General features: G+C 55.2%; 20 protein-coding genes. 7 read left to right on the forward strand and 13 right to left on the reverse strand.

Going from position 1 to position 24880, the window contains the following annotated elements; all coding sequences use genetic code 11:
* Window positions 1-2: 2 nt before the first annotated feature.
* The 13 genes from ACOTYN_RS01055 to thpR form a co-directional block, all read right to left on the reverse strand.
* Entirely contained in the window at window positions 3-575 is a 573-nt protein-coding gene (locus ACOTYN_RS01055) for a fimbrial protein (RefSeq protein ID WP_332956090.1), read from the reverse strand.
* 23 nt (window positions 576-598) lie between these two features.
* The gene (locus tag ACOTYN_RS01060; protein ID WP_045134590.1) at window positions 599-3196 is read right to left on the reverse strand and encodes an outer membrane usher protein; all 2598 of its coding nucleotides are present in this window, start codon (window positions 3194-3196) and stop codon (window positions 599-601) included.
* A gap of 77 nt (window positions 3197-3273) precedes the next feature.
* Window positions 3274-4017 (reverse strand): fimbrial chaperone, encoded by a 744-nt coding sequence (locus ACOTYN_RS01065; RefSeq protein WP_045269066.1) that lies wholly within the window; start codon window positions 4015-4017, stop codon window positions 3274-3276.
* Between the two features lie 81 nt (window positions 4018-4098).
* Window positions 4099-4710 (reverse strand): fimbrial protein, encoded by a 612-nt coding sequence (locus ACOTYN_RS01070; RefSeq protein ID WP_047344010.1) that lies wholly within the window; start codon window positions 4708-4710, stop codon window positions 4099-4101.
* Between the two features lie 333 nt (window positions 4711-5043).
* Window positions 5044-5424, reverse strand: a complete 381-nt coding sequence (panD, locus tag ACOTYN_RS01075) for an aspartate 1-decarboxylase (protein ID WP_071922579.1) — start codon at window positions 5422-5424, stop codon at window positions 5044-5046.
* A 32-nt stretch (window positions 5425-5456) separates the two neighbouring features.
* Complete coding sequence (gene panC / locus ACOTYN_RS01080; protein ID WP_014882599.1) at window positions 5457-6308, reverse strand: pantoate--beta-alanine ligase; 852 nt, start codon at window positions 6306-6308, stop codon at window positions 5457-5459.
* 11 nt (window positions 6309-6319) lie between these two features.
* Window positions 6320-7111, reverse strand: coding sequence for a 3-methyl-2-oxobutanoate hydroxymethyltransferase (gene panB, locus ACOTYN_RS01085; RefSeq protein ID WP_014882600.1), 792 nt, complete (start codon window positions 7109-7111; stop codon window positions 6320-6322).
* Between the two features lie 121 nt (window positions 7112-7232).
* Window positions 7233-7712, reverse strand: coding sequence for a 2-amino-4-hydroxy-6-hydroxymethyldihydropteridine diphosphokinase (gene folK / locus ACOTYN_RS01090; RefSeq protein WP_071922578.1), 480 nt, complete (start codon window positions 7710-7712; stop codon window positions 7233-7235).
* A complete protein-coding gene (pcnB, locus tag ACOTYN_RS01095; protein WP_205732188.1) occupies window positions 7709-9106 on the reverse strand; it encodes a polynucleotide adenylyltransferase PcnB in 1398 nt (465 codons plus the stop codon). The genes folK and pcnB overlap by 4 nt, the downstream gene beginning before the upstream one ends.
* A gap of 42 nt (window positions 9107-9148) precedes the next feature.
* Window positions 9149-10039, reverse strand: a complete 891-nt coding sequence (gene gluQRS, locus ACOTYN_RS01100) for a tRNA glutamyl-Q(34) synthetase GluQRS (RefSeq protein WP_058690745.1) — start codon at window positions 10037-10039, stop codon at window positions 9149-9151.
* Between the two features lie 59 nt (window positions 10040-10098).
* A complete protein-coding gene (dksA, locus tag ACOTYN_RS01105; protein WP_001155232.1) occupies window positions 10099-10554 on the reverse strand; it encodes an RNA polymerase-binding protein DksA in 456 nt (151 codons plus the stop codon).
* Between the two features lie 176 nt (window positions 10555-10730).
* On the reverse strand, window positions 10731-11435 hold the full coding sequence (gene sfsA / locus ACOTYN_RS01110) for a DNA/RNA nuclease SfsA (protein ID WP_071922576.1): 705 nt from the start codon (window positions 11433-11435) through the stop codon (window positions 10731-10733).
* The gene (gene thpR / locus ACOTYN_RS01115) at window positions 11435-11980 is read right to left on the reverse strand and encodes an RNA 2',3'-cyclic phosphodiesterase (protein ID WP_032637482.1); all 546 of its coding nucleotides are present in this window, start codon (window positions 11978-11980) and stop codon (window positions 11435-11437) included. The genes sfsA and thpR overlap by 1 nt, the downstream gene beginning before the upstream one ends.
* Before the next feature lie 73 nt (window positions 11981-12053).
* On the opposite strand from thpR, the gene hrpB reads away from it, so the two are divergent.
* The 7 genes from hrpB to fhuA all read left to right on the forward strand — a co-directional run bounded on the left by hrpB (window position 12054) and on the right by fhuA (window position 24869).
* Window positions 12054-14483, forward strand: coding sequence for an ATP-dependent helicase HrpB (hrpB, locus tag ACOTYN_RS01120; RefSeq protein ID WP_261660232.1), 2430 nt, complete (start codon window positions 12054-12056; stop codon window positions 14481-14483).
* Between the two features lie 216 nt (window positions 14484-14699).
* Window positions 14700-17225, forward strand: coding sequence for a bifunctional glycosyl transferase/transpeptidase (gene mrcB, locus ACOTYN_RS01125; protein ID WP_014882607.1), 2526 nt, complete (start codon window positions 14700-14702; stop codon window positions 17223-17225).
* 344 nt (window positions 17226-17569) lie between these two features.
* Entirely contained in the window at window positions 17570-18142 is a 573-nt protein-coding gene (locus ACOTYN_RS01130) for a fimbrial protein (RefSeq protein WP_023332117.1), read from the forward strand.
* 42 nt (window positions 18143-18184) lie between these two features.
* A complete protein-coding gene (locus tag ACOTYN_RS01135) occupies window positions 18185-18898 on the forward strand; it encodes a fimbrial biogenesis chaperone (protein WP_023332118.1) in 714 nt (237 codons plus the stop codon).
* Between the two features lie 20 nt (window positions 18899-18918).
* On the forward strand, window positions 18919-21396 hold the full coding sequence (locus ACOTYN_RS01140; protein ID WP_332956075.1) for a fimbria/pilus outer membrane usher protein: 2478 nt from the start codon (window positions 18919-18921) through the stop codon (window positions 21394-21396).
* A gap of 13 nt (window positions 21397-21409) precedes the next feature.
* Window positions 21410-22414, forward strand: coding sequence for a fimbrial protein (locus ACOTYN_RS01145; protein ID WP_071922573.1), 1005 nt, complete (start codon window positions 21410-21412; stop codon window positions 22412-22414).
* Window positions 22415-22619: 205 nt separating this feature from the next.
* Complete coding sequence (fhuA, locus tag ACOTYN_RS01150; protein WP_071922572.1) at window positions 22620-24869, forward strand: ferrichrome porin FhuA; 2250 nt, start codon at window positions 22620-22622, stop codon at window positions 24867-24869.
* Window positions 24870-24880: the final 11 nt, after the last annotated feature.

A 24880-nucleotide genomic window follows, 5' to 3' on the forward strand; every position in this document is an offset into this window, starting at 1 on the left:
AATCATTCGTAGCTGAATTCAAACGTCACTATGGCTTCGAAATCGCCTGTGGTCATTTTGCCGGTTTGGGTTTCTTTCAGAGTCGCCACCAGGGGGATTTCCTTGCTGGTGATTTCCGCCGCGGACCAGACCAGACGCTGAGCATCGTTGGTCGAGTTAATGGTGAACGGTGCGTCCGGGGCGGATGCACGGGCAATGGTGACGGCTGCATAATCTGCACCGCCGCTGGCGGTCGTTTTCGAGTTACTTACACCCGTTAACAGATCGGTGTTCTGCGTACCCTTCACCGTGGTTTTCAGGTCGCTCAGCGAGGACGGACATTCAACGATGGCCAGCTTGAATTCAGCTGTCGCTGTACCGGCCTGCACCTGGTCGAGACGGATTTTGCCCTGTGAGTCTCCGATTTTAAGCGTCTGCTCGGTATTGGAACCTGAGCCGCCAACCAGCTTCATATCACAGGTCGTTTCACGAAGGTTGGCGGTAAAGTTAACCGTAAGATCGGTACTGTGTGCCGGCCCTGAAAGCGTCAGCGCTGTCATGGCAATGACAGACAGGCTGAGAAGCATCTTTTTCATATGATTTCTCTTAATTTCCCGGATTACATTTCACATGTTTGGTTATTGAGGAGGGTAATGAGCCCGGCTTTCTCTAAATCGGGTTTCAGCTGATAGCGCACTGTGCAGGAGCCGTCCTTGTCACCGCTCCAGACCACGCGGAGCACGCCGCTGTTCTCGATACCGCGAACATAGGCCTGACCGGCCTGGCCCACGGAACCCACCGATTCATTTTTTTCATTCAGCACGTCAGCGCCCAGTGGAATAAAGCCGTTATCGTTACGCTTAAGCTCAAGAACGACCGAACGTCCTTCGTCGGTTTCAAAATTCACCAGCACGACAGAACCGCTGCGCGGTACGGTGGTGGTGGTGGTATTTTTCACTTCAACGTCGTTTTCGAGGGTCCTGATATCCAGCGAAACCCGGTTTTCCCGATACGCGGACATATACGGCAGAATGCCGTAGCCCGAGTCGTCAATTGTGCCTGCGCCGTAGCCCACACCCGCGCCCTTCGCACCGCTGGCCTTGACTACCGCGATGGCATCGTTATCGCCAATGCTGCCCGGTGCGAAGGCGATGCCGCCCGCGTGTGCGACCATCCCGCCGCTGTAAGAGGCGGAGAACTGCTTGCTATTGTCGTCACCAAACGAGGCGGAAACGCCGAGCGGACCATAGCTGCTATTTAGCGAGCTATAACCACTGATTTGGTTCAGGTTGCCGTAGTTACCGCTGCTGGACGACGTACTGACGGAGTAGCTGACCTTGTTATCCTGAGTGTTGCCACTCGCGGAGCTGTTGAAGTTAGTACCGCCTTTAAGATCGGAACGCAGGCCCATGTTGACGTTCGAGAACCCAGCTAAACGCGAGTTGTCCTGCGAGAAGACGCTCAGCGGCACGCTCAGGCTGAGGTAAACGCTGTCATCCTGTTGACCGCGCTGGTCGTAAGTCCGCTGTAACGACAGGCTATAGCTACCGTAGGCGAAGCTGTTGTTGTAGCCCACGTTGTAGTTAGAGTTAGAGCCTTCCCCGTTCCAGTAATCTTGCCAGGTTCCGCTGACGTACAGTGAACCGTAATCCTTTTCAGCCGCCCTCAGAGGCTGGTTAAGGCTGATTTGGATCTGGTTTTTAGTACGCTGGTAGTCATCGTAAAGAGCCGTATTTGACTCATAGCTACGGTTGGCATAGTTCTGCTGTTTGATGCTGTTACGCAGTTGCGCGGCATCGTTCAGGCTCAGATAGTCTTCGGTAGAGAAGCGATAGGCCGCCACGTTGAACGAGGTGTTCGTGGCTTCAATGCGCTTACTGTATGTCAGACGATAACTCTGCCCACTGCGCGTGCCCAGGTCTTCGATATCCGCGTGCGACTGGGTGATGTCCAGCGCGAAAGCACCGATGGGGGTGTTCATTGCCAGGCCGAGGATGCCTGCATAGAAGTCCATGTCGGTGTACTGGGCGCCAGCATAGCCCGTGAAGGTATTGTTGAGGCCGTAGTAGAGCGTACCGTAGCCTACCTGGGGCTTGTCGATCAGCGAGTCGTCGTTCAGTTCACCCATGCCAACGTCCCAGCGTGAGGATCCAGGGCGTAGCATCTGGGTCACGGACGAGAACGGCACCGTGAACGTGCGCTTGCTGCCGTCCGCCTCTTCAATGGTGACCAGCAGATCGTTACCGTAGCCCGTGGTGCTCAAATCGTTGATCTCAAACGCGCCCGGCGGCACTGAGGTCTCATAAATTTTATTGCCGCTCTGCGTGACGCTGACTTTGGCATTGCTGTTTGCCACGCCGCGAATCACCGGTGCATACCCCGTTGAACCGTTTGGCAGCATACGTTCGTCGCTATACAGACGTGTTCCGCGCAGGCTCAAGGAGTCGAAGGCTTCTCCGTTGGTAAAGGAGTCACCGAGTACCCATTGCGCGTCAAGAGAGGTGATGTCACGCTGAAGATAAATATCCTGGCTGCTGTAGTGCGTGCCGTTGTCTTTATCCCAGTTCAGACTGCCGCGCGATCGCAGGCGCCATGGTCCCATGTTGAGACCATAGCGCAGGCCCGCATAGGCGCTTTCAGAGGTTGAACCGCTGTTTTCGCTGTGCCAGCCGTTGAGATCGTAAGACAGAAGCGCCGCCGGAATGCCGTTATCCCAAAGGGACGGGTCGACATAGCCTAACGGGCGCTTAACCACGTAAATTTGCGGGAAGTTGAGGTTCAACACCTGCTTAGCACTGTCGTAGTTGACCGACGCTTCAGGATAGAATTTTTTTACATCGATGCAGGTCTCGTTGTCGTCGTCGTCCAGCTCGTCTCCGAGTGCGCGGGTATCCACACCGGACTGCGAGAGCAAAAGCCTCGTAATACAGGGTGTCGCGCGCGGCGTCCCGTTATCTTTAAAGATAATGTCAACCGTCGATTTTAACGTGCCGTTTAAATTGACCCTGGTACGGTACGTACCCGGCGCCACCGGGTTACCATGCGCAAAGCGGCTTACGTCAATATTTGTGCTTCTTGAGAGAAGAAACTGTTCGTTAAATTCGACCGCATCTTCGTTTTCCTGCGCGGTGTCATTAGCTGCGTGACTATCTGCACAAACATGTAAGGGGAATGCCGTGCCGATCGCAAGGCATAAAAGAGAACGTCGGAACACCATGGCACATCCATTTATCAGTGCGGATAAACATATCCGCAGAGCTCATGCTATCTATTGTTATGTTGTCGGGTGGCAAATTACTTCAACGTGGTTTCGTGGTTGTCGACCCCACCGTTATCGTTAATTGTTTCGTATGCCACTTTGCCGGTTGTGGTGGTGGTTAATCCTTTGACCAGCATGGCTTTCTCGCTGAAAGGCAGAACAGACTGGTGGGCTACCTCATAGGTCTTTTGGCCCGACTTAAGTTTGACCATTGAAATCGCTACGTTGTACGGGGACTCGTTATGGGCGACGAGGCTGACGCCGTTGCCGTCTTTCTTCATGGTCCAGGTGACATGGTCGGCGGCTTCCAGCGCTGAGCCTTTCAGTCCGTCTGGACGGAAAAAGAATTTAATGCGGGTGCGGAACGCCAGCTGAAGCTGGTTTGTATTTTCGGCGTTGGCATTTTTAGGTTTTGGCGGAATTTCTAATACGTTAAACCAGAACAACGATTCGCGGTCTTTTGGCAGCGAATGACCCATGTAGGTAATACGCAGAGACTGACCTTGCTTAGGGTCGATACGTGAAACTGGCGGGGTGATCACGAACGGGAGCTTAAGTTCTTCCGGGCTTTTTTCGTCGCGACCGTCGTCCAGCCAGGACTGAACCAGCAGAGGTTTTGCACCACGGTTATCCAGGTTAACGATGACGTCTTTTGATGACTCAGGGTAAACAATGCGGGTGCCGGAAATAACAATATCGGCACTGGCGTGTGATGCTGAAAATAAAACAGCAGTAAACAGCGCGGTCTTTAATCCTTTAATTACGGATGCGTTAAACATAATTTTTCCACTTCCTGTTGGAATGATAAGAATAATCCCCCAGAAGCGGGGGATTATTTAAAACCTGCAAAACAAAGAGGTTTATTCGTAGTTCATGGTGAAGGCAACTTGTGCCTGCACGGTACCGGCGGATACTGGATTAGTGGTTTGATCCCAACCCTGGCCCTGGGTATAAGCTACTTTGTAGTACAGCTTAGCCGCGCCGCTTGTATCAACAGTGGCCTGCTGAGTGTTGTTAGTCTGGTCGATTTTCACCAGATCGGTTTTGGTATTGCCATCGTTGCTCAGTACGAGGTTAACGTTCTTCGCAGAACCCTGAGCGTTTGCTGGTGGAACCAGCAGGCCGCCTTCGGTAGAAGTAGAACCCGCCCAGGAGTTGAACTGTGCAGATGCTTTAGCCACGGTAGCAGTATCACAACCGGTCAGCGCCAGGTTGAATTTTTTCTGGCCCAGGGTGCTGGTAGTACCCAGGGCAGTGGTGCCAAAATCAGCAACAGATACGGTGTCCAGGGTGACATCGAAATCGTTACCACTCTGGTCAATTTTCTGATCCAGGGAAACTTTACAAGTGGTGTTAGACACCATGCCGTGGAAAGTAATCGTACCTGTGTCACCTGGAACAGCTGCAATTGCGGAACCTGCGCTCAGAGCCAGTGCAATTGCCATACCCATGCTAACTTTTTTAAAAGACATACCAATATCCATATTTTGAAGTTAAAACATTTAAATCAATAATTTTTTTTGGAGCTATTGATTTAAAATCTGAAGTGTTATTTCGTGGCGGATTCTAGAGATTTATTTAGGATAAGGCTAGTCAACGGGGGTGATTAAAACTGCAGGTTGGTTTAAGTTTTTCTTAATGGGTGGGAGTTATGATTTGAGAATTATATAATATAATTCTCTGAGATTTCTTTGGTTATTTATTTAAATCCTATTAAATGCGCTATAATTGATCGTGGCTTGCACAAAAAAGACTGGACTCATTTTGATAGTGAATGGGATAAAAATGAGTCCAGGGAAAAGAAATCAGGCGACCTGAACAGGAATAGCTTTTGCCGTGCGCTTCATTTCGTTATCGTCTTCAAAATAGGCCACTTTGGGCTGCCAGCGACGCGCTTCTTCGTCAGACATCATCACGAAGCTGGCGATGATCACGATATCGCCCACCTCTGCGCAGTGTGCTGCCGCGCCGTTGACGGAGATGATTTTGGACCCGCGTTCGGCGGCAATTGCATAGGTAGAGAAGCGTTTGCCGTTATTGACGTTCCAGATATCGATCGCTTCGTTCTCAAGAATACCCGCCGCGTCGAGGAAATCCTGGTCAATGGCGCAGGAGCCTTCATAGTGCAGGTCTGCCTGAGTCACTTTCACACGGTGAAGCTTACCTTGCAGCATTTTGCGAATCATTACGTTTACCTTTCATCTTCCGGGTAGAAAAACTACGCCAGCTCAACCACTTTGTTGTCAATCAGGCGAGCCTGGCCAAGCCATGCCGCCACCAGAATTACCGCACGTTTGCTTGTCTCTGCAAGTTCGAGCAGCGTATCAGCATCGCGGATTTGTACATCGTCAGCCCGGAGACCTTTGTCGTTCAGCGCCTGTTCCGCAAGAGCAATAATCTCTTCTGCGGTTAATGCTTTCGCCAGAAGCTGTTCTGCCATGCTGTTCATGACCTTGCTTAACGCGGGGGCGATTTTACGCTGCTCGGCGGTCAAATAGCCATTGCGGGAGCTGAGCGCCAGCCCGTCTTTAGCGCGCACGATCGGCACGCCTACAATCTCAATATCATATCCCATGTCCGCCACCATTTTGCGGATCAGCGCCAGCTGCTGGAAATCTTTCTCGCCGAAGCAGGCGATATCCGGCTGCACCAGGTTAAACAATTTGCTGACGATGGTGGAGACGCCGCGGAAATGGCCCGGACGGCTGGCGCCTTCCAGCATGGTCGAAATTCCCGGAACGTCCACGTAGGTTGCTTCGCCGGTTCCCTGAGGATAAACGTCTGCCGGAGACGGCGCGAAAACAATGTCCGCCTGACGCTTTTTGAGCTTCTCGCAGTCTTCCTGCAGGGTACGCGGGTAGCGCGCCAGGTCGTCTGCGCGGTCAAACTGCATGGGGTTTACGAAGATACTGACCACCACGATATCTGCACGGGCTCTTGCTTCGTCGACAAGCTTCATATGGCCGTCATGCAGGTTGCCCATGGTCGGGACCAGTGCGATACGTTTACCTTCCTGACGCGCGCGACGGATGTGTTGGCGAAGCAGCGGCAGGGTTTCAATGATTAGCACAACGAGACTCCTTAATGGAAACTGTGTTCTTCACCCGGGTAAACACCGGATTCAACGTCGGCAATATACTGCCTGACCGCGGCGCGCATGTCGCCCGCTTCGGTAAGGAAATTTTTCGCAAATTTCGGGATATGCCCACCGGTAATACCAAAGGCGTCGTGCATCACTAAAATTTGCCCGTCGGTCACGTTGCCAGCACCAATACCAATCACCGGAATCGACAGCGCTTCAGTGATACGTTTCGCCAGTTCAACAGGCACGCACTCCAGTACCAGCAATTGCGCGCCTGCAGCTTCCAGCGCCAGGGCATCATCAAACAGCGTCTGTGCCGCATCGCCACGGCCCTGCACCTTGTAGCCGCCAAAGATGTTGACGGACTGCGGCGTCAGGCCCAGATGGCCGCACACCGGCACGGCGCGTTCGGTGAGCATCTTCACCGTATCCACCAGCCAGGCACCGCCTTCAATTTTGACCATATTGGCCCCGGCACGCATGACCGCCGCCGCGTTTTCGAATGCCTGCTCCGGTGTGGCATAGGCCATAAACGGCAGATCGGAAAGCAGGAGGCAGGCTGGCGCACCGCGGCGCACGGCGCGGGTATGGTAAGCAATATCCTCAACCGTGACCGGCAGGGTGGAATCATGTCCTTGTACCGTCATCCCTAACGAATCTCCGACCAGCATGACGTTGATACCCTCTTCGGCAAACAGTTTGGCGAAGCTGTAGTCATATGCGGTGATGGTGGCGAAGCGTTTTTTTTCCTGTTTGCATTTCTGCAGTAAGGAGATGGTGGTTGGTTTCATACTGTTTCCTGATAGCCCAAAGCGAATCTTTGCGCATTCTAACAGTAACATTCCGGGGAACAATGATTTTAGGCAACCGATTAACCACAATTATTTAGCGGCCAACCGGTGGGGGAGAGGTTTACCAGCGAGCGGGTTTTTCCGCGTTCAGGTTGTCCAGAACGGTCTTTAACGAGGTACCGTCCGGGAAGGTGATATCGGGGGCGACTTCAAAGAGCGGCCAGAGCATAAATCCGCGATTTTTCATATCATAATGCGGTACGGTGAGGCGATCGGTATGAATCACCTCCTGGCCAAACAGCATGATGTCGAGATCGAGGGTGCGCGGTCCCCAGCGTTCGGCTTTGCGCACGCGGCCCTGCTGGAGCTCAATGCGCTGGGTGTTATCCAGCAGCGCTTCTGCATCAAGGGCTGTTTCCAGCAACACGGCAGCGTTCAGATAATCAGGCTGATCCTGTGGGCCGAGCGGCGGGGTACGATAAAGCGACGAGACGGCGACGATCCGGCTTTGCGGAATCTCGCCCAGCGCCTTTACGGCAGCGTTAACCTGCTCCAGCGGAGAGGCTAAGTTACTGCCGATGGCGATACAGGCGAGTGTCATGCTGACCCTTCACGACGCGGCGCACGTTTGCGCGGACGACGATGACGGCGACGCGGTGCGGGCTCTTCATCCAGCCCGGTCAGCATATCCTTCTGTTCCGGCGGAGCGGAAACCTGGAATTCAGCCCACCACTGGGCCAGACGCTGCAGCTCCTGACTGCGTTCAATTTCCGCACGCAGGGACAGCAGATCGAACGCGGCGCGGAACTTTGGATGTTCCATCAGTTTCCAGGCGCGTTTACCCTGGCGGCGGGACATGCGCAGCTGAAGCTGCCAGATGTCGCGCACCAGCGTGGTAATACGTTTCGGGATCGCCAGCGTACGGCACCCTTCGTCCAGCACGTCGTTTGCGGCCAGCGCGAAGGCATCGTAATAGGCCAGGCCGCTCTCCTGAGTAATTCTTTGCGCGGTTTCCAGCAGGGGATACCAGAACATCGCCGCAAACAGGAATGCCGGGTTCACGCGCATGTCATTCTGGATGCGGGTGTCGGTATTTTTCAGCACCTGCGCAATCATGCGCTCCATCGGGCTGTCACCGTTTTCGGTGAAGTAGCGCGTAATGGTCGGGAACAGCGGCTGGAACAGGTTGTATTCGCGCAGCAGCTTGTAGGTTTCAAACCCGTAGCCGGCCTGCAATAGCTTCAGCGCTTCTTCAAACAGGCGGGCAGGCGGCACGTCGTTGATCAGCGTCGCCAGACGCGGGATCGGCTCTGCCGTCTCCGGGCTGATGCGCATGTTGAGCTTGGCGGCGAAACGCACGGCGCGCAGCATACGCACAGGATCTTCGCGATAACGCGTTTCTGGCGTGCCGATCAGGCGGATCAGGCCCTCTTTCAGGTCCTGCATACCGCCCACGTAATCACGCACGGTGAAATCCGCCACGCTGTAATAGAGGCTGTTGATGGTGAAGTCGCGGCGCTGGGCATCTTCTTCGATAGAACCGAAAATATTGTCACGCAGCAACATACCGTTCTGGCCGCGCTGGGAGGTCGTGCGATCGGATGCGCCCGCTTCGTGGTGGCCGCGGAAGGTCGCCACTTCGATAATTTCTGGCCCAAACATGACGTGAGCAAGACGGAAACGGCGGCCAACAAGACGACAGTTACGGAATAACTTGCGCACCTGCTCAGGCGTGGCGCTGGTCGTCACGTCGAAATCTTTTGGTTTTTTGCCCAGCAGTAAATCACGCACCCCACCGCCAACGAGATAGGCCTCGTAGCCCGCTTTATTCAGACGATAGAGCACCTTGAGGGCATTTTCACTGATATCTTTGCGGGAAATAGTGTGCTGCTCACGCGGAATAACCGACATGTGTGGCTGTGCAATAGCATCGTTCGCCATGCTCTCTTCGCGGCTTAGCACTTTACGGCAAAAATTAGCGACTCGGGTAAAAATGGTACACCTCGTAGTGTGTTTTGTTATGAAAAAAGCGGCTAATCATAGCTCAGCGCAACGCATTTGAGAATGCTGGATTTTTGGCACCGCCGTGAGCGTCCATTGCGCGATGGCCATTTTCAGCAGTTCGTCAATACGCAGATCCTGCCATTCGTGGGTTACATTTTGGTTGAGAAATCGCAGCGCGTCGATCAAAACAGGACGCGGATCGCCGTCTGGCAGGGCTGGGGCGTGGTTTTGCTTGGACAGTTTAATGCCCTGCGCATTGACCGCCAGCGGCAGATGAAGATAACCCGGTACCTTCCAGCCAAACTGCTGATACAGCGATATTTGCCGCACGGTAGGTTCGACCAGGTCTGCCCCGCGCACAATTTCCGTGACGCCCTGGAAATGGTCGTCGACGACAACGGCCAGGTTATAAGCAAACAGACCATCACGACGGTGAATAATAAAATCTTCGCGCGCCAGACGTTCATCGGCACGGATCTCTCCTGAGAGCAGATCGTGGAAACGGGTGACGGGCGCACGTTGCAGCAGGCGCACGGCGGCGTTCTCCGGGGGATGATTGAGCGTACGGCAGTGCCCGTCATAGACGCCGCCAACGCTCTGGATACGCGCGCGGGTGCAGGTGCAGTTGTAGGAAAGCCCTTGCTCAGCGAGCCAGGCCAGACGCTCCCGATACGCCTCGTGGCGTTTTGATTGCCAGAGAACCTCGCCGTCCCAGTGCAGGCCGTAATGTTCCAGCTGACGCAGTATGGTCTCTGCAGCACCGGGAACTTCACGCGGCGGGTCAATATCTTCTATGCGGACGAGCCATTTGCCTTGGCTGGCGCGAGCCTGCAGGTAGCTGCCGAGCGCGGCAATTAATGAGCCGAAGTGTAATTCACCGGAGGGAGATGGCGCGAAGCGCCCGATATAGTGTGATTCAGACATATCAACGTTAACAAGGCGGGAGAGACTCCCGCCTTTGGAGTGGGTAAACAGCGCTGGTATTAACCGGCCATCTGTTTTTCGCGGATTTCGGCCAGCGTTTTACAGTCGATGCACAGATCGGCGGTTGGACGCGCTTCCAGGCGACGAATACCGATTTCAACACCGCACGATTCGCAGTAGCCAAAATCTTCGTCTTCGACTTTTTTCAGCGTTTTCTCGATCTTTTTGATCAGTTTGCGTTCGCGGTCACGGTTACGCAGTTCGAGGCTGAACTCTTCTTCCTGAGCGGCACGGTCTACCGGATCCGGGAAGTTTGCAGCTTCATCCTGCATATGCGTAACGGTGCGATCGACTTCATCCCTGAGTTGATTACGCCATGCTTCAAGAATACGCTTGAAGTGCGACAGCTGGGCTTCGTTCATATACTCTTCGCCCGGTTTCTCTTGATACGGCTCCACCCCAGCGATGGCGAGAATACTCAGGGACGATGTTTTACGGTTTTGCCCTTCTTGCATGTTGCTTCTCCTTAACACGCACTATCGATCCCCGTGTTGGGGGAAAAATCAGGTCGCTATAAATAGCAGATGCTTTTCCGTATGGCAATTATCTAAACGTAACACTTGACAAGCCTGTGAGGAAAAGCGTATTTGCGCACGCGGCCAGAACACATAATCATCAATCGTCTAATCCCTTATAAGACAATGGGAAGAGAGGATCTCAGAGTCATATTATCGGCAGAAAGTTCCGCCTTATAAGCGAAAACCTCTACCCCCTGCTTTTGTGCCTCATTCAACAATTGCGCGTATTTAGGGTCAATATGGCGGGCAGGTGAGAACCGTTCGATGGCTGAATGCAGTACCGCAAACAGCAGTACGGCGCGTTTGCCCGCCGCCGCAACACTCATTAGCTCCCGCAGGTGCTTCTGTCCACGTAGCGTAACCGCATCCGGGAAGTAGCCATTTTCCTGTTCCGCTAACGTCACTGATTTTACTTCAATATAGCACTCCGGCCTGTCTTCCGCCTGTAACATGAAGTCAATTCTGCTGCTTTCATCGCCATATTTCACTTCACTTTTATGCGTACCATAACCCACCAGTTCGGGAATAGTGCCATGGGTCAGCGCTTCCTTAACCAGTTGATTGGCGCGCAGGGTATTAACGCAAATAAATGCCCCACTTTGTGTCTCAGTTATTTCCCAGGTATGGGGATATTTGCGTTTAGTATTTTCTGAAGTGGAATACCAGACCGTGTCACCCGGCGTGGCGCAACCGGTCATGGCTCCGGTGTTGGGGCAGTGCAGAGTGAGCGTTTCCCCCTCAGTTGTCACCACGTCGGCGAGGAAGCGTTTGTAGCGTTGGATCAGCGTGGCGGGCTGGAGTGCAGGGCTAAACTTCATCAGGATTCCTTCATCGTGTCGCCCAGCGTCCAGCGCTGTAGCGGCGTATAGCGTGTGCGTCCTTGAGCAAAGACAGATTCATAAAGCGCGAATGCATTGACCGGGAAAGCCCAGTGAAAACCCGGGGCCGGGAGGGCAACGGCCTGACCGGCATCGCGCAGCAGCGTGATATGCGGATGAAATGGCTGCGGGCTCTGATAACAGCCGCTGCGCGCCGCCTGCGCGCGCAGCATATTTGCCAGCTGCAATAATCCGCGCGGTGGCTGGCGCGTGCCCAGCCAGACCACGCGCGAACGTAGCCATTGTCCTGCATCGTCGAGGTGCAGCGTAAACGGCGGCTGAGAAATCCGCCCGGCCATGGCGGCTAACGCCCGCTGTTTCCCGGCACTCACGTCGCCCAGGAATGCCAGCGTCAGATGCAGGTTCGCGGCTGAAACGGGCCGACCTGCTTCCGGTGGAAAATGTTCAGCGCGCCAGCGAACGATTTGCCGCTGAACAGGGGCGGGCAGCTCAATGGCAAAAAACAGTCGTTTTGACTCAGACATACGGGGGACTCGGTAATGATATGCGCCGATGCTACAATGTACGCCGACTAATGTTAACCCTCTGGAGCTGTTAGTGTCCTCATTGCCGGTCGCCGTCGTCCTTCCCGAGCTTCTTGCTGCCTTACACCACGCCCCGCAGGTTTTGCTTAACGCGCCTACGGGGGCGGGCAAATCCACCTGGCTGCCGCTACAGATCCTCAAGGAAGGGAAGATTGCCGGAAAAATCATCCTGCTGGAGCCGCGCAGGCTCGCCGCACGCAACGTGGCGCAGCGACTGGCGGAACTGCTGAACGAAAAACCGGGCGAAACGGTAGGTTATCGGATGCGTGCCGAAACCTGCGTTGGCCCGTCCACGCGCCTTGAAGTGGTTACCGAGGGCATTCTCACCCGCATGCTGCAAAACGATCCGGAACTGACCGGCGTGGGGCTGGTGATCCTGGATGAATTCCACGAACGCAGCCTGCAGGCGGATCTGGCCCTGGCGCTGTTGCTGGACGTCCAGCAGGGGCTGCGCGACGACCTCCGGCTGCTCATTATGTCGGCGACGCTGGATAACGCGCGGCTGCAGCAGACGCTGCCTGATGCCCCAGTGATTGCCTCCGAAGGTCGTGCATTCCCGGTGGAGCGGCGCTATCAGCCGCTACCTGCCCATCAGCGTTTTGACGAAGCGGTGGCTGTCGCCACGGCTGAACTGCTTCGTCAGGAGCCGGGGTCGCTGCTGCTATTTTTACCCGGTGTGGGAGAAATCCAGCGCGTACAGGAGCAACTGGTATCACGGGTGAGTAGCGACATTATTCTGTGTCCGCTCTATGGCGCGCTGTCACTGGCCGATCAGCGTAAAGCGATCCTTCCCGCCCCGGCGGGGCAGCGCAAAGTGGTGCTGGCGACCAATATCGCGGAAACCAGTTTGACCATCGAAGGCATTCGCCTGGTGGTGGATAGCGCCCAGGAGAGGGTGGCCAGTTTTGACCCGCGCACCGGGCTGACTAAGCTGCTCACGCAGCGCATCAGCCAGGCATCGATGATCCAGCGTGCGGGCCGTGCCGGGCGTCTTGCGCCGGGCATTTGTCTGCATTTGACCAGCGCGGAGCAAGCTGAGCGTGCCGCACAGCAAAGCACGCCAGAAATTTTACAAAGTGATTTGTCTGGCCTGGTGATGGATCTCCTGCAATGGGGCTGTCCTGACCCTGCCCAGCTCACATGGCTCAACCCTCCGCCAGCGGTTAACCTCACGGCGGCGCGCAGCCTGCTGACTCAGCTTGGCGCGCTGGAAGGCGAGCGTCTGACGGCGCGCGGGCAGAAAATGGCGGCGCTGGGTAACGATCCGCGTCTGACTGCTATGCTGGTGGCCGCGCAGGGGAACGATGAAATTGCCACGGCGGCCAGGCTGGCGGCTATCCTTGAGGAGCCGCCGCGCAGTGGCAGTAGCGATCTGGGACAGGCATTTTCGCGTAATCAGGGGAACTGGCAGCAGCGGGCGCAGCAGCTGGCCAAACGCCTGAATAGCCGGGGCGGTTCACCTGACAGCGATAAAATTGCCTCCCTGCTGTCAGAGGCCTTCCCGGACAGAATTGCCCGCCGCCGCGGGCTGGACGGGCGCTATCAGCTGGCAAACGGCATGGGGGCGATGCTGGACAGCGATGATGCGTTAACGCGTCACGAATGGCTGATTGCCCCGCTTTTGCTTCAGGGGAGCCACTCTCCTGACGCACGTATTTTACAGGCGTTTGCCGTAGACATTGATGCCCTGACCCGCGCTTGTCCGCAGCTGCTGCAGCAGTCCGATATCGTGGAATGGGATGAGACTCAGGGCACGCTAAAGGCGTTTCGCCGCAGTCAGATTGGCAAACTGACGCTCGGGACGAAACCGCTGGCGAAGCCGTCAGAAGAAGAGTTACACCAGGCGATGCTGAACGGCATCCGGGAAAAAGGGCTGAGCGTACTGAACTGGACGCCGGAAGCTGAACAGTATCGTATACGCCTGCACTGCGCCGCGAAGTGGCTGCCGGAACACGGCTGGCCAGCGGTGGATGATGAGACGCTGCTGGCTACGCTTGAGCACTGGCTACTGCCGCAAATGAGCGGCGTACACTCCTTGCGTGCGCTCAAGGCGCTTGATGTTAAGACCGCGTTACAGAATTTACTGGACTGGTCATTACGTCAACGTCTGGATAGTGAGCTGCCTGGGCATTACACTGTGCCCACCGGGAGCCGGATTGCCATTCGTTATCATGAGGATAATCCTCCGGCGCTGGCGGTACGGATGCAGGAGATGTTTGGTGAAGCCACCACACCGTCTATCGCAGAAGGGCGTGTGCCGTTGGTGCTTGAGCTGCTGTCGCCTGCGCAGCGTCCGCTGCAGATCACCCGCGATCTGGGCGCGTTCTGGGCGGGAAGTTACCGGGACGTGCAGAAAGAGATGAAAGGGCGCTATCCCAAACACGTCTGGCCGGACGATCCGGCGAACACGGCACCGACACGGCGGACGAAGAAGTATTCGTGAATCAGGGGAAGAGGGGAGTGCGGGCTGGATTGTGCGGGCTGGATTGTGCGGCCTGATGCCCTCACCCCGGCCCTCTCCCATGGGGAGAGGGAGAAAACACTAAAGACTTTCCTGCAAGGAAAGTCTTGCTGTTTATTTTGAGAGATTTCTTCTTTCACAGGTCAGTGGAAGAAATGAGAATCGGGCCTTTGCGCCTGAACGTTGCGGAGAAAAAGCATGGCGGGGAATGACCGCGAGCCAATAGGACGTAAGGGAAAACCCACGCGTCCGGCGAAAGAAAAGGTAAGCCGTCGTCGCCTCAGAGATGAGGACTATGACGATGACTATGAAGACGATTATGAGGATGAAGAACCGATGCCGCGTAAAGGAAAAGGCAAAGGGCGCAAGCCTCGGGGCAAACGCGGCTGGTTCTGGCTGCTGCTGAAGCTGTTCATTGTTTTTGTTGTGCTGATGGCGATTTACGGCGTTTATCTGGATCAGAAGATCCGCAGCCGTATCGACGGTAAAGTCTGGCAGTTACCTGCGGCAGTGTATGGCCGTATGGTGAACCTTGAGCCAGATATGTCCATCAGTAAGAACGAGATGGTGAAACTGCTGGAAGCGACCCAGTATCGTCAGGTGTCGAAGATGACGCGCCCTGGCGAATTTACCGTTCAGGCGAAAAGCATTGAGATGATCCGCCGTCCGTTCGACTTCCCGGACAGCAAAGAGGGGCAGGTGCGCGCGCGTCTGACCTTTGACGGCGATCGTCTGGATACCATCGAGAACATGGATAACAACCGTCAGTTCGGTTTCTTCCGTCTCGATCCGCGTCTGATCACCATGCTCTCGTCGGCAAACGGCGAGCAGCGCCTGTTTGTGGCGCGTAACGGCTTCCCGGATCTGCTGGTGGATACGCTGCTGGCAACCGAGGACCGTCACTTCTACGAGCACGACGGCATCAGCCTTTACTCTATCGGCCGTGCGGTACTGGCGAACCTGACCGCGGGTCGTACCGTGCAGGGGGCGAGTACGCTGACTCAGCAGCTGGTGAAGAACCTGTTCCTCTCCAGCGAACGCTCTTATTGGCGTAAAGCCAACGAAGCGTACATGGCCGTGCTGATGGATGCGCGTTACAGCAAGGATCGTATTCTTGAGCTGTACATGAACGAGGTTTACCTCGGTCAGAGCGGCGATAACGAAATCCGCGGCTTCCCGCTGGCAAGCCTGTACTACTTTGGCCGCCCGGTGGAAGAGCTGAGCCTGGACCAGCAGGCATTGCTGGTGGGCATGGTGAAAGGGGCGTCCATCTACAACCCGTGGCGTAACCCGAAACTGGCGCTGGAGCGTCGTAACCTGGTCCTGCGTCTGCTGCAACAACAGCAGGTGATCGATCAGGAACTGTACGACATGCTGAGCGCGCGTCCGCTTGGCGTGCAGCCGCGCGGTGGGGTGATCTCTCCTCAGCCTGCGTTTATGCAAATGGTGCGTCAGGAGCTGCAAAGCAAGCTCGGTGATAAGGTCAAAGATCTCTCCGGCGTGAAGATTTTCACCACCTTTGACTCCGTGGCCCAGGATGCAGCAGAAAAAGCCGCGGTGGAAGGTATTCCGGCACTGAAGAAACAGCGCAAGCTGAGCGATCTGGAAACCGCCATGGTGGTGGTTGACCGCAACACCGGCGAAGTACGCGCGATGGTGGGCGGTGCCGAGCCGCAGTATGCGGGCTATAACCGTGCCATGCAGGCGCGTCGTTCGATTGGTTCTCTGGCAAAACCGGCGACCTATCTCACCGCCCTGAGTCAGCCGAATCTGTATCGTCTGAACACCTGGATTGCCGATGCGCCAATCTCACTGCGTCAGCCTAACGGTCAGGTCTGGTCCCCGCAGAACGATGATAAACAGTTCAGCGGCCAGGTTATGCTGGTGGATGCGTTGACCCGTTCCATGAACGTCCCCACGGTTAACCTCGGTATGGCGCTGGGCCTGCCTGCGATTGTCGACACCTGGCAGAAACTGGGCGTGTCGAAAGATCAGCTGCATCCGGTTCCGGCGATGATTCTGGGGGCACTTAACCTGACGCCGATCGAAGTGGCACAGGCGTTCCAGACCATTGCCAGCGGCGGTAACCGTGCGCCGCTTTCGGCCCTGCGCTCGGTGATTGCCGAGGATGGCTCCGTGCTGTATCAGAGCTTCCCACAGGCAGAACGTGCGGTGCCTGCGCAGGCGGCCTATATGACGCTGTGGACCATGCAGCAGGTTGTGCAGCGGGGTACTGGCCGTCAGCTGGGGGCGAAATATCCGGGTCTGCATCTGGCGGGTAAAACCGGGACCACCAACAACAACGTCGATACCTGGTTTGCCGGTATTGATGGCCGTGAAGTGGTGATCACCTGGGTAGGCCGTGATAACAACCAGCCAACCAAGCTGTACGGTGCAAGCGGGGCGATGTCGATTTACCAGCGCTATCTGGCGAATCAGTCTCCGGTGCCGCTGAACCTGGTTGCGCCGGAAGATATCGTCGATATGGGCGTGGACGGTTCCGGTAACTTTGTTTGCGGCGGTGGGATGCGTACCCTGCCGGTCTGGACCACCAATCCGGACTCCCTCTGCCAGCAGAGCCAGCCTGAACAGCCAACGGGCAACCCGTTCGATCAATCTTCTCAGCCTCAGCAGCCGCAGCAACAACAGCCGCAGCAGCAGAATGAGAAGAAAGACAGCGATGGCGTAGCCGGCTGGATTAAGGACATGTTTGGCGGGAATTAATTAATTCCCTGAATAAAAGGCCGCTTTATTTTAAAGCGGCCTTTTTTATTGTTTACAGTCCGCAATCCTTTAAAAAAAGTTAATTCAAAATTAAGAATTCCTAAGATTCATTATTTTTTATTTAAAACATAGTCTTGTGCGCCATTATGTGCAGGAGGTTTTTAGGCTATCTGGACACTGGTAAGAATGATCTGATTTAATCGCCTCAAGGAATCACAGGCTTTCCTGAAACATGGCTGGGTTAATTACCCCTGTATGAGTGATATGAGCGCTTAAATAACATTCTGACGCACAGTATTGGGGCGGGAATGGATGACTGCATCGATATATATAAGGATATGATTATGAGTAAGTATGTTCTTTCTTCATTTTTGGCTGCAAGCATAATGGCAGCGCTGTCTCTGCCAGCATTTGCCGGAAACGATTCTGGCACGGTGAACTTTGCCGGGAAAGTGGTGGCCGACACCTGTGAAATTAATGTTGATGGCTCCGGTACGACCTCGTCAACCGTCACGTTCCCCGATACCTATGCGTCGGACTTTGGCACTGATGGCGCAGTGGGCACCAGCAAAACGTTTAATATTGAAGTGAAAAAATGTGACCCGCTGGTTGCCAAACTCAACCTCAAATTCAGCGGAACGACAACGGATGCCGCGCATAAACGTCTGAAGAACGACCTCAGCGGCGCCGGTAATGCCACCAACGTTGGCATCATCGTCAGCAATGAAAACGGCACGAAAGACGATGTGGTATTTGATGGCTCCCTGCCTTCGACGGGAACGGATGTGGCTAACGATGCGACGGGAACAAATGCGTCAGTCTTTAACTACATCGCGAAGGTGATTCAGATTGGTGATACTGCACCCACCGCAGGCCGCTATTCTTCTTCGGCAACTTTCGAGGTTGTCTATCGCTAAGTCATTACTGGCAGCCTTTATGGCTGCCTTTTGGAACGTTGTATGAAGACTTTATTTAAATTGTTATGTGGTTGTTTAATTATTTCTTGTCTGTCAGCGCAGGCCAGCGTGGTTCTGGGTGGTACTCGTATTATTTATCCATCAAATAAAGCTGAAGTACAAATAGCCCTTAAAAATAAAGATCCCCATACGCGTTATCTGGTACAAAGCTGGGTCAGCTATGTCAATAATGCAAAAGCGCCCTTCGTTATTACCCCTCCTGTTTATAAGCTGCAGGAAAATCGTCAAACCCTTTTACACGTTATTTTTACTGGCGATAAAAAAAGCCTGCCATCAGACCGTGAATCGCTGTTCCTGGCGAATGTGAAATCGGTCTCCGCGCTGTCGCCTGAGCTGAAAGAGAAAAATACCCTGCAGTTCGCGATGAAAACGCGGCTGAAGCTTTTCTGGCGCCCGTCTCAGTTAAAAGAGGCCGATGCGCTGGTGGCGGATGAAAAAATCACGTTCCGTCGTCAGGGCGACACGCTTATTGCCAACAACCCCACACCGTTTTACGTCTCCTTTGGCGAGCTGGCCGTGGGCGGGAAAAGCGTACCGGTGAAAGAGACCGAAACCACGCCGGGGGCTATTTCGATGATGGTTGCACCGTTTAGCGAGCAGCATTTTGCGTTGCCAAAAGGGGCGACGGGTGCGGTGACCTGGACGGCAATCAATGATTTTGGGGCGCAAACCCCTCAGCGCAAGCAGGCCCTTTAACGGGATCGTGTTGGAATGCTATGTCCTCTCCCTTTCGCCAAAAACAGGTATGGTCCGGGATCGTGCTCGCGCTGTTCGTCGCGATCCCGCCTGCGTGGGCTGATGACGAATTCAACCTGCGGATCCTTGAGCTGGATACGCCGCTGGAAAATACCGCTACGCTCAAAAACTTCATTAATGATAACGGCTTGCTGGCAGGGCGCTATCTGACCACCATCATGTGGGATCGGGACGTCGTGGATAAACGCGAGGTCACCTATGTGCTTTCTGACGATAAGCAGCAGCTTCTGCCGGAGCTGACCAAAGCGGATCTGCGTGAATTCGGCGTGAACGTCGACGCGGTGCCGGATCTCAAAGATATGGACGATGCGGCCTGCATTCGGGATATCTCCCATTTTATCGAACATGCTCGCTACGATTACAATCAGGATAACCAGACCCTGACGCTGGTCATTCCCCAGGCCTACCGCAACCGCGCGGCTGCGGGCGCCATTAACCCGAAATTCTGGGATGACGGTGCTCCGGCGGCCTGGACAAGCTATCAGCTCAGCGGTTCTCAGCAGCACTACAGCACGGGTCAAACCTCATCAACCTGGCTTGGCCTGACGTCGGGTCTTAATCTGGGCGCGTGGCGGCTGCGCAACAACAGTACCTGGAGTGACTCTTCGGGCTGGGAAGCCATCGCCACCACCCTGCAGCGCGATATCAAAGCGCTGAAAAGCCAGCTTGAACTGGGCCAGACGTACACCAACAGCGAGCTGTTCGACAGCATGCAGATGACCGGCCTGACGCTGGAAACGGATACGGCGATGCTACCGGTCAGCCAGCAGGGGTTTGCGCCAGTCGTGAGGGGGATTGCCAACAGCGATGCAAAAGTCACCATTAAGCAAAACGGCTACACCCTTTATCAAACCAACGTCTCGCCGGGGCCATTTGAGATCCGTGATTTAAGCCAGGTCGCCTCCGGCGCGGATCTGGAAGTCACCGTTGAAGAGGCGGATGGCTCGGAGCATAGCTTCATACAGGCCAGCGCGTCGGTGCCGGTCCTCCAGCGTGAGGGCGGGTTTAAGTATTCGCTGGCGGCCGGGCGTTATCGCGGCAATGAAGGGGAAGATGAGCCCACCTTTGTGCAAGGTACGGCTATTTATGGCCTGCCGTATGGCGTGACGGCCTACACCGGCGCTCAGGGGGCGTCGATGTATCATGCACTATTGCTGGGGGTTGGCGCGGATTTGGGTCACCTGGGCTCAGCCTCGGTGGATATCACCACCGCGAGAACCGCCTTTGATGACGGACGTGATGACGCAAATGGACTCTCATGGCGAGCGCAGTATTCAAAAGATATTCCCGACACAGATACCACCGTCACGCTTGCCAGCTACCGCTATTCCACCTCCGGGTTTTATACCTTTCAGGAGGCTATCGATCAGCGCGACAGCGAGATTGATGACGGCATTTATACCTATCGCAGAACCAACAACCGCCGAAGCCGCATGCAGGTAAACCTTTCCCAGCGGCTTTCTGACTGGGGCTCGGCGTATCTTAACGGCTATCAGCAGGATTACTGGGATATGGACGGCCACGAGCGCAGCGTCAGCGCCGGGCTGAGCTCCAGCTGGCGGGATATTACCTGGTCGATAAGCTACAACCTGACCCGCACGCCAGATGCCGATTCCGATCGGCAACTGGCGCTGAACGTCAATATCCCGTTATCGCACTGGCTCTCTAACGCGTGGGCAAACTACAGCGTAAATACCGCAAGCGGCGGGTATGTCTCGCACCAGGTGGGGATCGGGGGGACCGCGCTTGAGGATAACAAGCTGAGCTATAACCTCCAGCAGACCTACGCCAACAAAGATACGGGCTATGGCGGCAGCGTATCCGGGCGCTATCGCGGCTCGTCCGGCGAAGTTGGCATGGGGTACAGCTACGGCGGGGATAACCGCCAGTGGAACTATAACGCTCAGGGATCCATCGTGGCTCACGGTCAGGGCGTTACGCTGGGGCAGCCCGTGCGGGACGCTTTCGCGATTGTACACATCAACGACGGAGAGGATGTCAACGTTCAGAGCGGCCGCGGCATTTATACCGATGCGTTTGGTAATGCCATCGTGCCGTCGCTTACCGCTTACCGACACAACACCCTCACGGTAAACACGCAGGAACGCAGCGATATTGATATTGACGGGGCAACGTTAGATCTCGTGCCGACAAAAGGCGCGGCGATACTGGCGAACTTCGAGGCCCGCGTTGGGCGCCGCGCGCTGGTCACGCTGCGTCATCAGGGTAAACCAGTGCCGTTTGGTGCCATCGTGGCGCTTGATAACACCACCGCGATTGTCGGGGATGATGGCGAGGTCTACCTCTCAGGGCTTAACGGACACACATCGTTCAGCGCGCAGTGGGGAGAGGCGGGCGACGAACAGTGTCATGGCGTCATCGATTTACCCGATGACAATGGCGAGGGAATCATTAATACCGCGGTCAATTGCCAATGAGGCTGGAGAGAAAATGCGCGTGACTATTCTGGTGAGAACCGTTATCTCTGCCGTACTGCTGGTCGCCGCCGCGCGGGTACATCCGGCATTTGCTCAATGTACTTTCAGCGGCGGGGATGGATCTGGCGGCATTGTTACCTTTCAGCTTCCAGCGGTCTTTATGCTCGATCCCGATACCCCTGTGGGGACCGTAATTTATGACAATGCCGTCGAATCCAATGAAATTACGGTGCACTGTGGCGGAGCTGACGCGCAAATCCGGCGCGGCTATTTGACCCTGACGGATGCCGACGCGCGTGAGGACGTTCTGCCGGGAGTCTATAAAACCAACGTGCCGGGGATTGGAATCCGTGCGGCGGCGTCAAGCGAACGGTTGCCCGACTATATAGAGGAGGACCTCATTCGTCCCTGGCAGTATTATGGCTACAAACATGGCGGGTCTGATGGCACCCACGTCTTTCGGGCCGCCGCCCAGCTGGTGGTCATCGGCCAGGTACAGGACGGGATGCTGGATACCTCGCGCCTGACCGCGCAGGATACGCTCGGCGGTGCTGTAGTGGGAGAAATACGTTTTTCGCCCACCAGCGTCCATATTACGACCAATACCTGTAACCTGGTTGACCGGAACATCTTTGTTCCTCTCAAAACGGTCAATTCTCAGGATTTTGACGGGCAATACTCAGAGATACTGACTGATGGGAGCTTTAAGATCGCTATAAACGACTGCGCGGCGGGAACAAAGATTGACTATCAGTTCACCCGCACGGGGTCGACGGGGGTGACCAACGGCTCGATTTTGGGCATTGCATCCGGTGATGCTGCCGCACAAGGGTTGGGGATTCAAATTCTCGACAGCAACGATACCGTCCTTCAGTTTGACCAGACCTATACTGCGATATCCGCTACGCAGGACAAGGTGCCCGCAGAGATCCCCCTGAAGGCCCGCTACGTAAAAACGGGGGAGGTCAAACCCGGAAAAGTCGAGGCGGTCGCCACGTTCGAGCTGTTTTACCGCTAATGCTTCCCGCCCGCTCCGGCGGGTTTTGGCGATCCTTTCGCTAACATCATTAACCCCCTGTTTTCATCTGGTTAATTCTTAATCCCTCAATTCTCGTAGGGCCGCTTATTGCTTGCTATGCAACCGGCGTTTCGCCTATTATTCTTGCGCTCATAATAATAATTCTCGTTTACGTTATCATTAACCTTTCCATCAGAGATACAACATGGCGCTTTCCAATACTGCTCAGCCAATCAACACGTCGCTGCGAAAAGTCGCGGTCGTCGTAGCCACAGCGGTTGCCGGCATGTCGGCTTATGCACATGCTGCCGAAACCCCGAAAAAAGAAGAAACCATTACGGTAACCGCAGCGCCTGCGGCACAGGAAAGTGCCTGGGGACCGGCGGCAACTATCGCGGCAAGACAATCCGCGACCGGCACGAAAACCGATACGCCAATTCAGAAGGTGCCGCAGTCTATTTCAGTCGTCACCGCCGAAGAGATGGCGCTGCACCAGCCGCGTTCGGTAAAAGAAGCCCTGAGCTATACGCCGGGCGTGGCGGTTGGCACCCGTGGTGCGTCGAATACCTATGACTATCTGGTGATTCGCGGCTTTGCGGCCGACGGCCAGAGCCAGAATAACTACCTCGACGGCATGAAGATGCAGGGCAACTTCTATAACGACGCGGTAATCGACCCTTACATGCTGGAACGCGCCGAGATCATGCGCGGTCCGGTTTCCGTTCTGTACGGCAAAAGCAGCCCTGGCGGTTTGCTGAACATGGTAAGCAAGCGCCCAACCACCGAGCCGCTGAAAGAAATCCAGTTCAAAGTCGGTACGGACAGCCTGTTCCAGACCGGGTTTGACTTCAGCGATGCCATCGACGACGACGGCGTATACTCTTACCGCTTAACGGGTGTTGCGCGTTCTAATAACGCTCAGCAGGAGCGTGCGGAAGAGCAGCGTTACGCCATCGCGCCATCGTTCTCCTGGCGTCCGGATGATAAGACTACCTTCACGTTCCTCTCTTACTTCCAGAACGAGCCTGAAACCGGCTACTACGGCTGGCTGCCAAAAGAGGGGACGGTTGATCCGCTGCCGAACGGCGATCGTCTGCCGACGAACTTCAATGAAGGCGCGAAGAACAATACCTATTCCCGCAACCAGAAAATGGTGGGATACAGCTTCGATCACGAATTCAACGATACCTTTACCGTACGCCAGAACCTGCGCTTTGCTGAGAATAAAACCTCACAAAACAGTGTTTACGGCTATGGCGTCTGTACCGATCCGGCGAATGCAGGCAACAAACAGTGCGCCGCGTTAGCCCCTGCTGACAAAGGCCATTATCTGGCGCGTAAATACGTTGTCGATAATGAAAAGCTGCAGAACTTCACCGTTGATACCCAGTTGCAAAGCAAATTCGCTACCGGTGAGGTGGACCACATCCTGCTGACCGGCGTTGACTTTATGCGCATGCGTAATGACATTAACTCCTGGTTCGGCTATGACGACTCGGTGCCGCTGCTGGATCTCTACAACCCGGTGAACAGCGATTTTGATTTCGGTTCAAAAGATCCGGCGACCTCCGGCCCTTATCAGATCCTCAACCGTCAGAAACAGACCGGTCTGTACGTTCAGGATCAGGCGCAGTGGGATAAAGTGCTGGTTACGCTGGGCGGCCGTTATGACTGGGCGGATCAGGAATCGTATAACCGCGTGTTGAATACCACCTCCAAACGTGATGATACCCAGTTCACCTGGCGTGGTGGTGTTAACTACCTGTTTGATAATGGCGTAACCCCGTACTTCAGCTACAGCGAATCGTTTGAGCCCGCTTCGCAGACCGATGCTCAGGGCAAACTGTTCTCCCCGTCTAAAGGTAAGCAGTACGAAGCGGGCGTGAAATACGTGCCGAATGACCGTCCGATCGTTGTCACCGGTGCGTTGTACCAACTGACCAAAACCAACAACCTGATGGCGGACCCGGCTGGCTCGTTCTCCTCGGTTGAAGGAGGAGAAATCCGCGCGCGTGGCGTAGAGCTGGAAGCGAAAGCGGCGCTGTCTGCAAGCGTGAACGTTGTCGGTTCCTACACCTATACCGATGCGGAATACACCACCGATACGAATTACAAAGGCAACACGCCTGCTCAGGTGCCTAAACACATGGCATCCGTATGGGGAGATTACACGCTGTTTGATGGCCCGCTGTCCGGCCTGACGCTGGGTACCGGCGTGCGTTACACCGGCTCCAGCAAAGGCGATCCGGCGAACACCTTCACGGTAGGCAGCTACACCGTTGTCGATGCGCTGGTGAGATACGACCTGGCGCGCGTGGGCATGGCAGGCTCGAACGTCGCACTTCACGTGAACAACCTGTTTGATCGCGAGTATGTTGCCAGCTGCTTTAACACCTACGGTTGCTTCTGGGGTGCTGAACGTCAGGTTGTCGCCACCGCGACCTTCCGCTTCTAATCTCTCTTTGG

It is taken from the genome of Enterobacter cloacae complex sp. IR5458 (genome assembly GCF_049238025.1).
Taxonomy (GTDB): domain Bacteria; phylum Pseudomonadota; class Gammaproteobacteria; order Enterobacterales; family Enterobacteriaceae; genus Enterobacter; species Enterobacter kobei.

Bases quoted from the DNA above. Each gene is read 5' to 3' on its own strand.
- ACOTYN_RS01060 (WP_045134590.1), bottom strand. From the start codon at position 3,196: ATGGTGTTCCGACGTTCTCTTTTATGCCTTGCGATCGGCACGGCATTC.
- thpR (WP_032637482.1), bottom strand. From the start codon at position 11,980: ATGTCTGAGTCAAAACGACTGTTTTTTGCCATTGAGCTGCCCGCCCCT.
- ACOTYN_RS01135 (WP_023332118.1), top strand. From the start codon at position 18,185: ATGAAGACTTTATTTAAATTGTTATGTGGTTGTTTAATTATTTCTTGT.
- ACOTYN_RS01145 (WP_071922573.1), top strand. From the start codon at position 21,410: ATGCGCGTGACTATTCTGGTGAGAACCGTTATCTCTGCCGTACTGCTG.
- ACOTYN_RS01070 (WP_047344010.1), bottom strand. From the start codon at position 4,710: ATGTCTTTTAAAAAAGTTAGCATGGGTATGGCAATTGCACTGGCTCTG.
- ACOTYN_RS01065 (WP_045269066.1), bottom strand. From the start codon at position 4,017: ATGTTTAACGCATCCGTAATTAAAGGATTAAAGACCGCGCTGTTTACT.
- ACOTYN_RS01055 (WP_332956090.1), bottom strand. From the start codon at position 575: ATGAAAAAGATGCTTCTCAGCCTGTCTGTCATTGCCATGACAGCGCTG.
- fhuA (WP_071922572.1), top strand. From the start codon at position 22,620: ATGGCGCTTTCCAATACTGCTCAGCCAATCAACACGTCGCTGCGAAAA.
- sfsA (WP_071922576.1), bottom strand. From the start codon at position 11,435: ATGAAGTTTAGCCCTGCACTCCAGCCCGCCACGCTGATCCAACGCTAC.
- ACOTYN_RS01140 (WP_332956075.1), top strand. From the start codon at position 18,919: ATGTCCTCTCCCTTTCGCCAAAAACAGGTATGGTCCGGGATCGTGCTC.
- gluQRS (WP_058690745.1), bottom strand. From the start codon at position 10,039: ATGTCTGAATCACACTATATCGGGCGCTTCGCGCCATCTCCCTCCGGT.
- ACOTYN_RS01130 (WP_023332117.1), top strand. From the start codon at position 17,570: ATGAGTAAGTATGTTCTTTCTTCATTTTTGGCTGCAAGCATAATGGCA.
- dksA (WP_001155232.1), bottom strand. From the start codon at position 10,554: ATGCAAGAAGGGCAAAACCGTAAAACATCGTCCCTGAGTATTCTCGCC.
- folK (WP_071922578.1), bottom strand. From the start codon at position 7,712: ATGACACTCGCCTGTATCGCCATCGGCAGTAACTTAGCCTCTCCGCTG.
- mrcB (WP_014882607.1), top strand. From the start codon at position 14,700: ATGGCGGGGAATGACCGCGAGCCAATAGGACGTAAGGGAAAACCCACG.
- panB (WP_014882600.1), bottom strand. From the start codon at position 7,111: ATGAAACCAACCACCATCTCCTTACTGCAGAAATGCAAACAGGAAAAA.
- panD (WP_071922579.1), bottom strand. From the start codon at position 5,424: ATGATTCGCAAAATGCTGCAAGGTAAGCTTCACCGTGTGAAAGTGACT.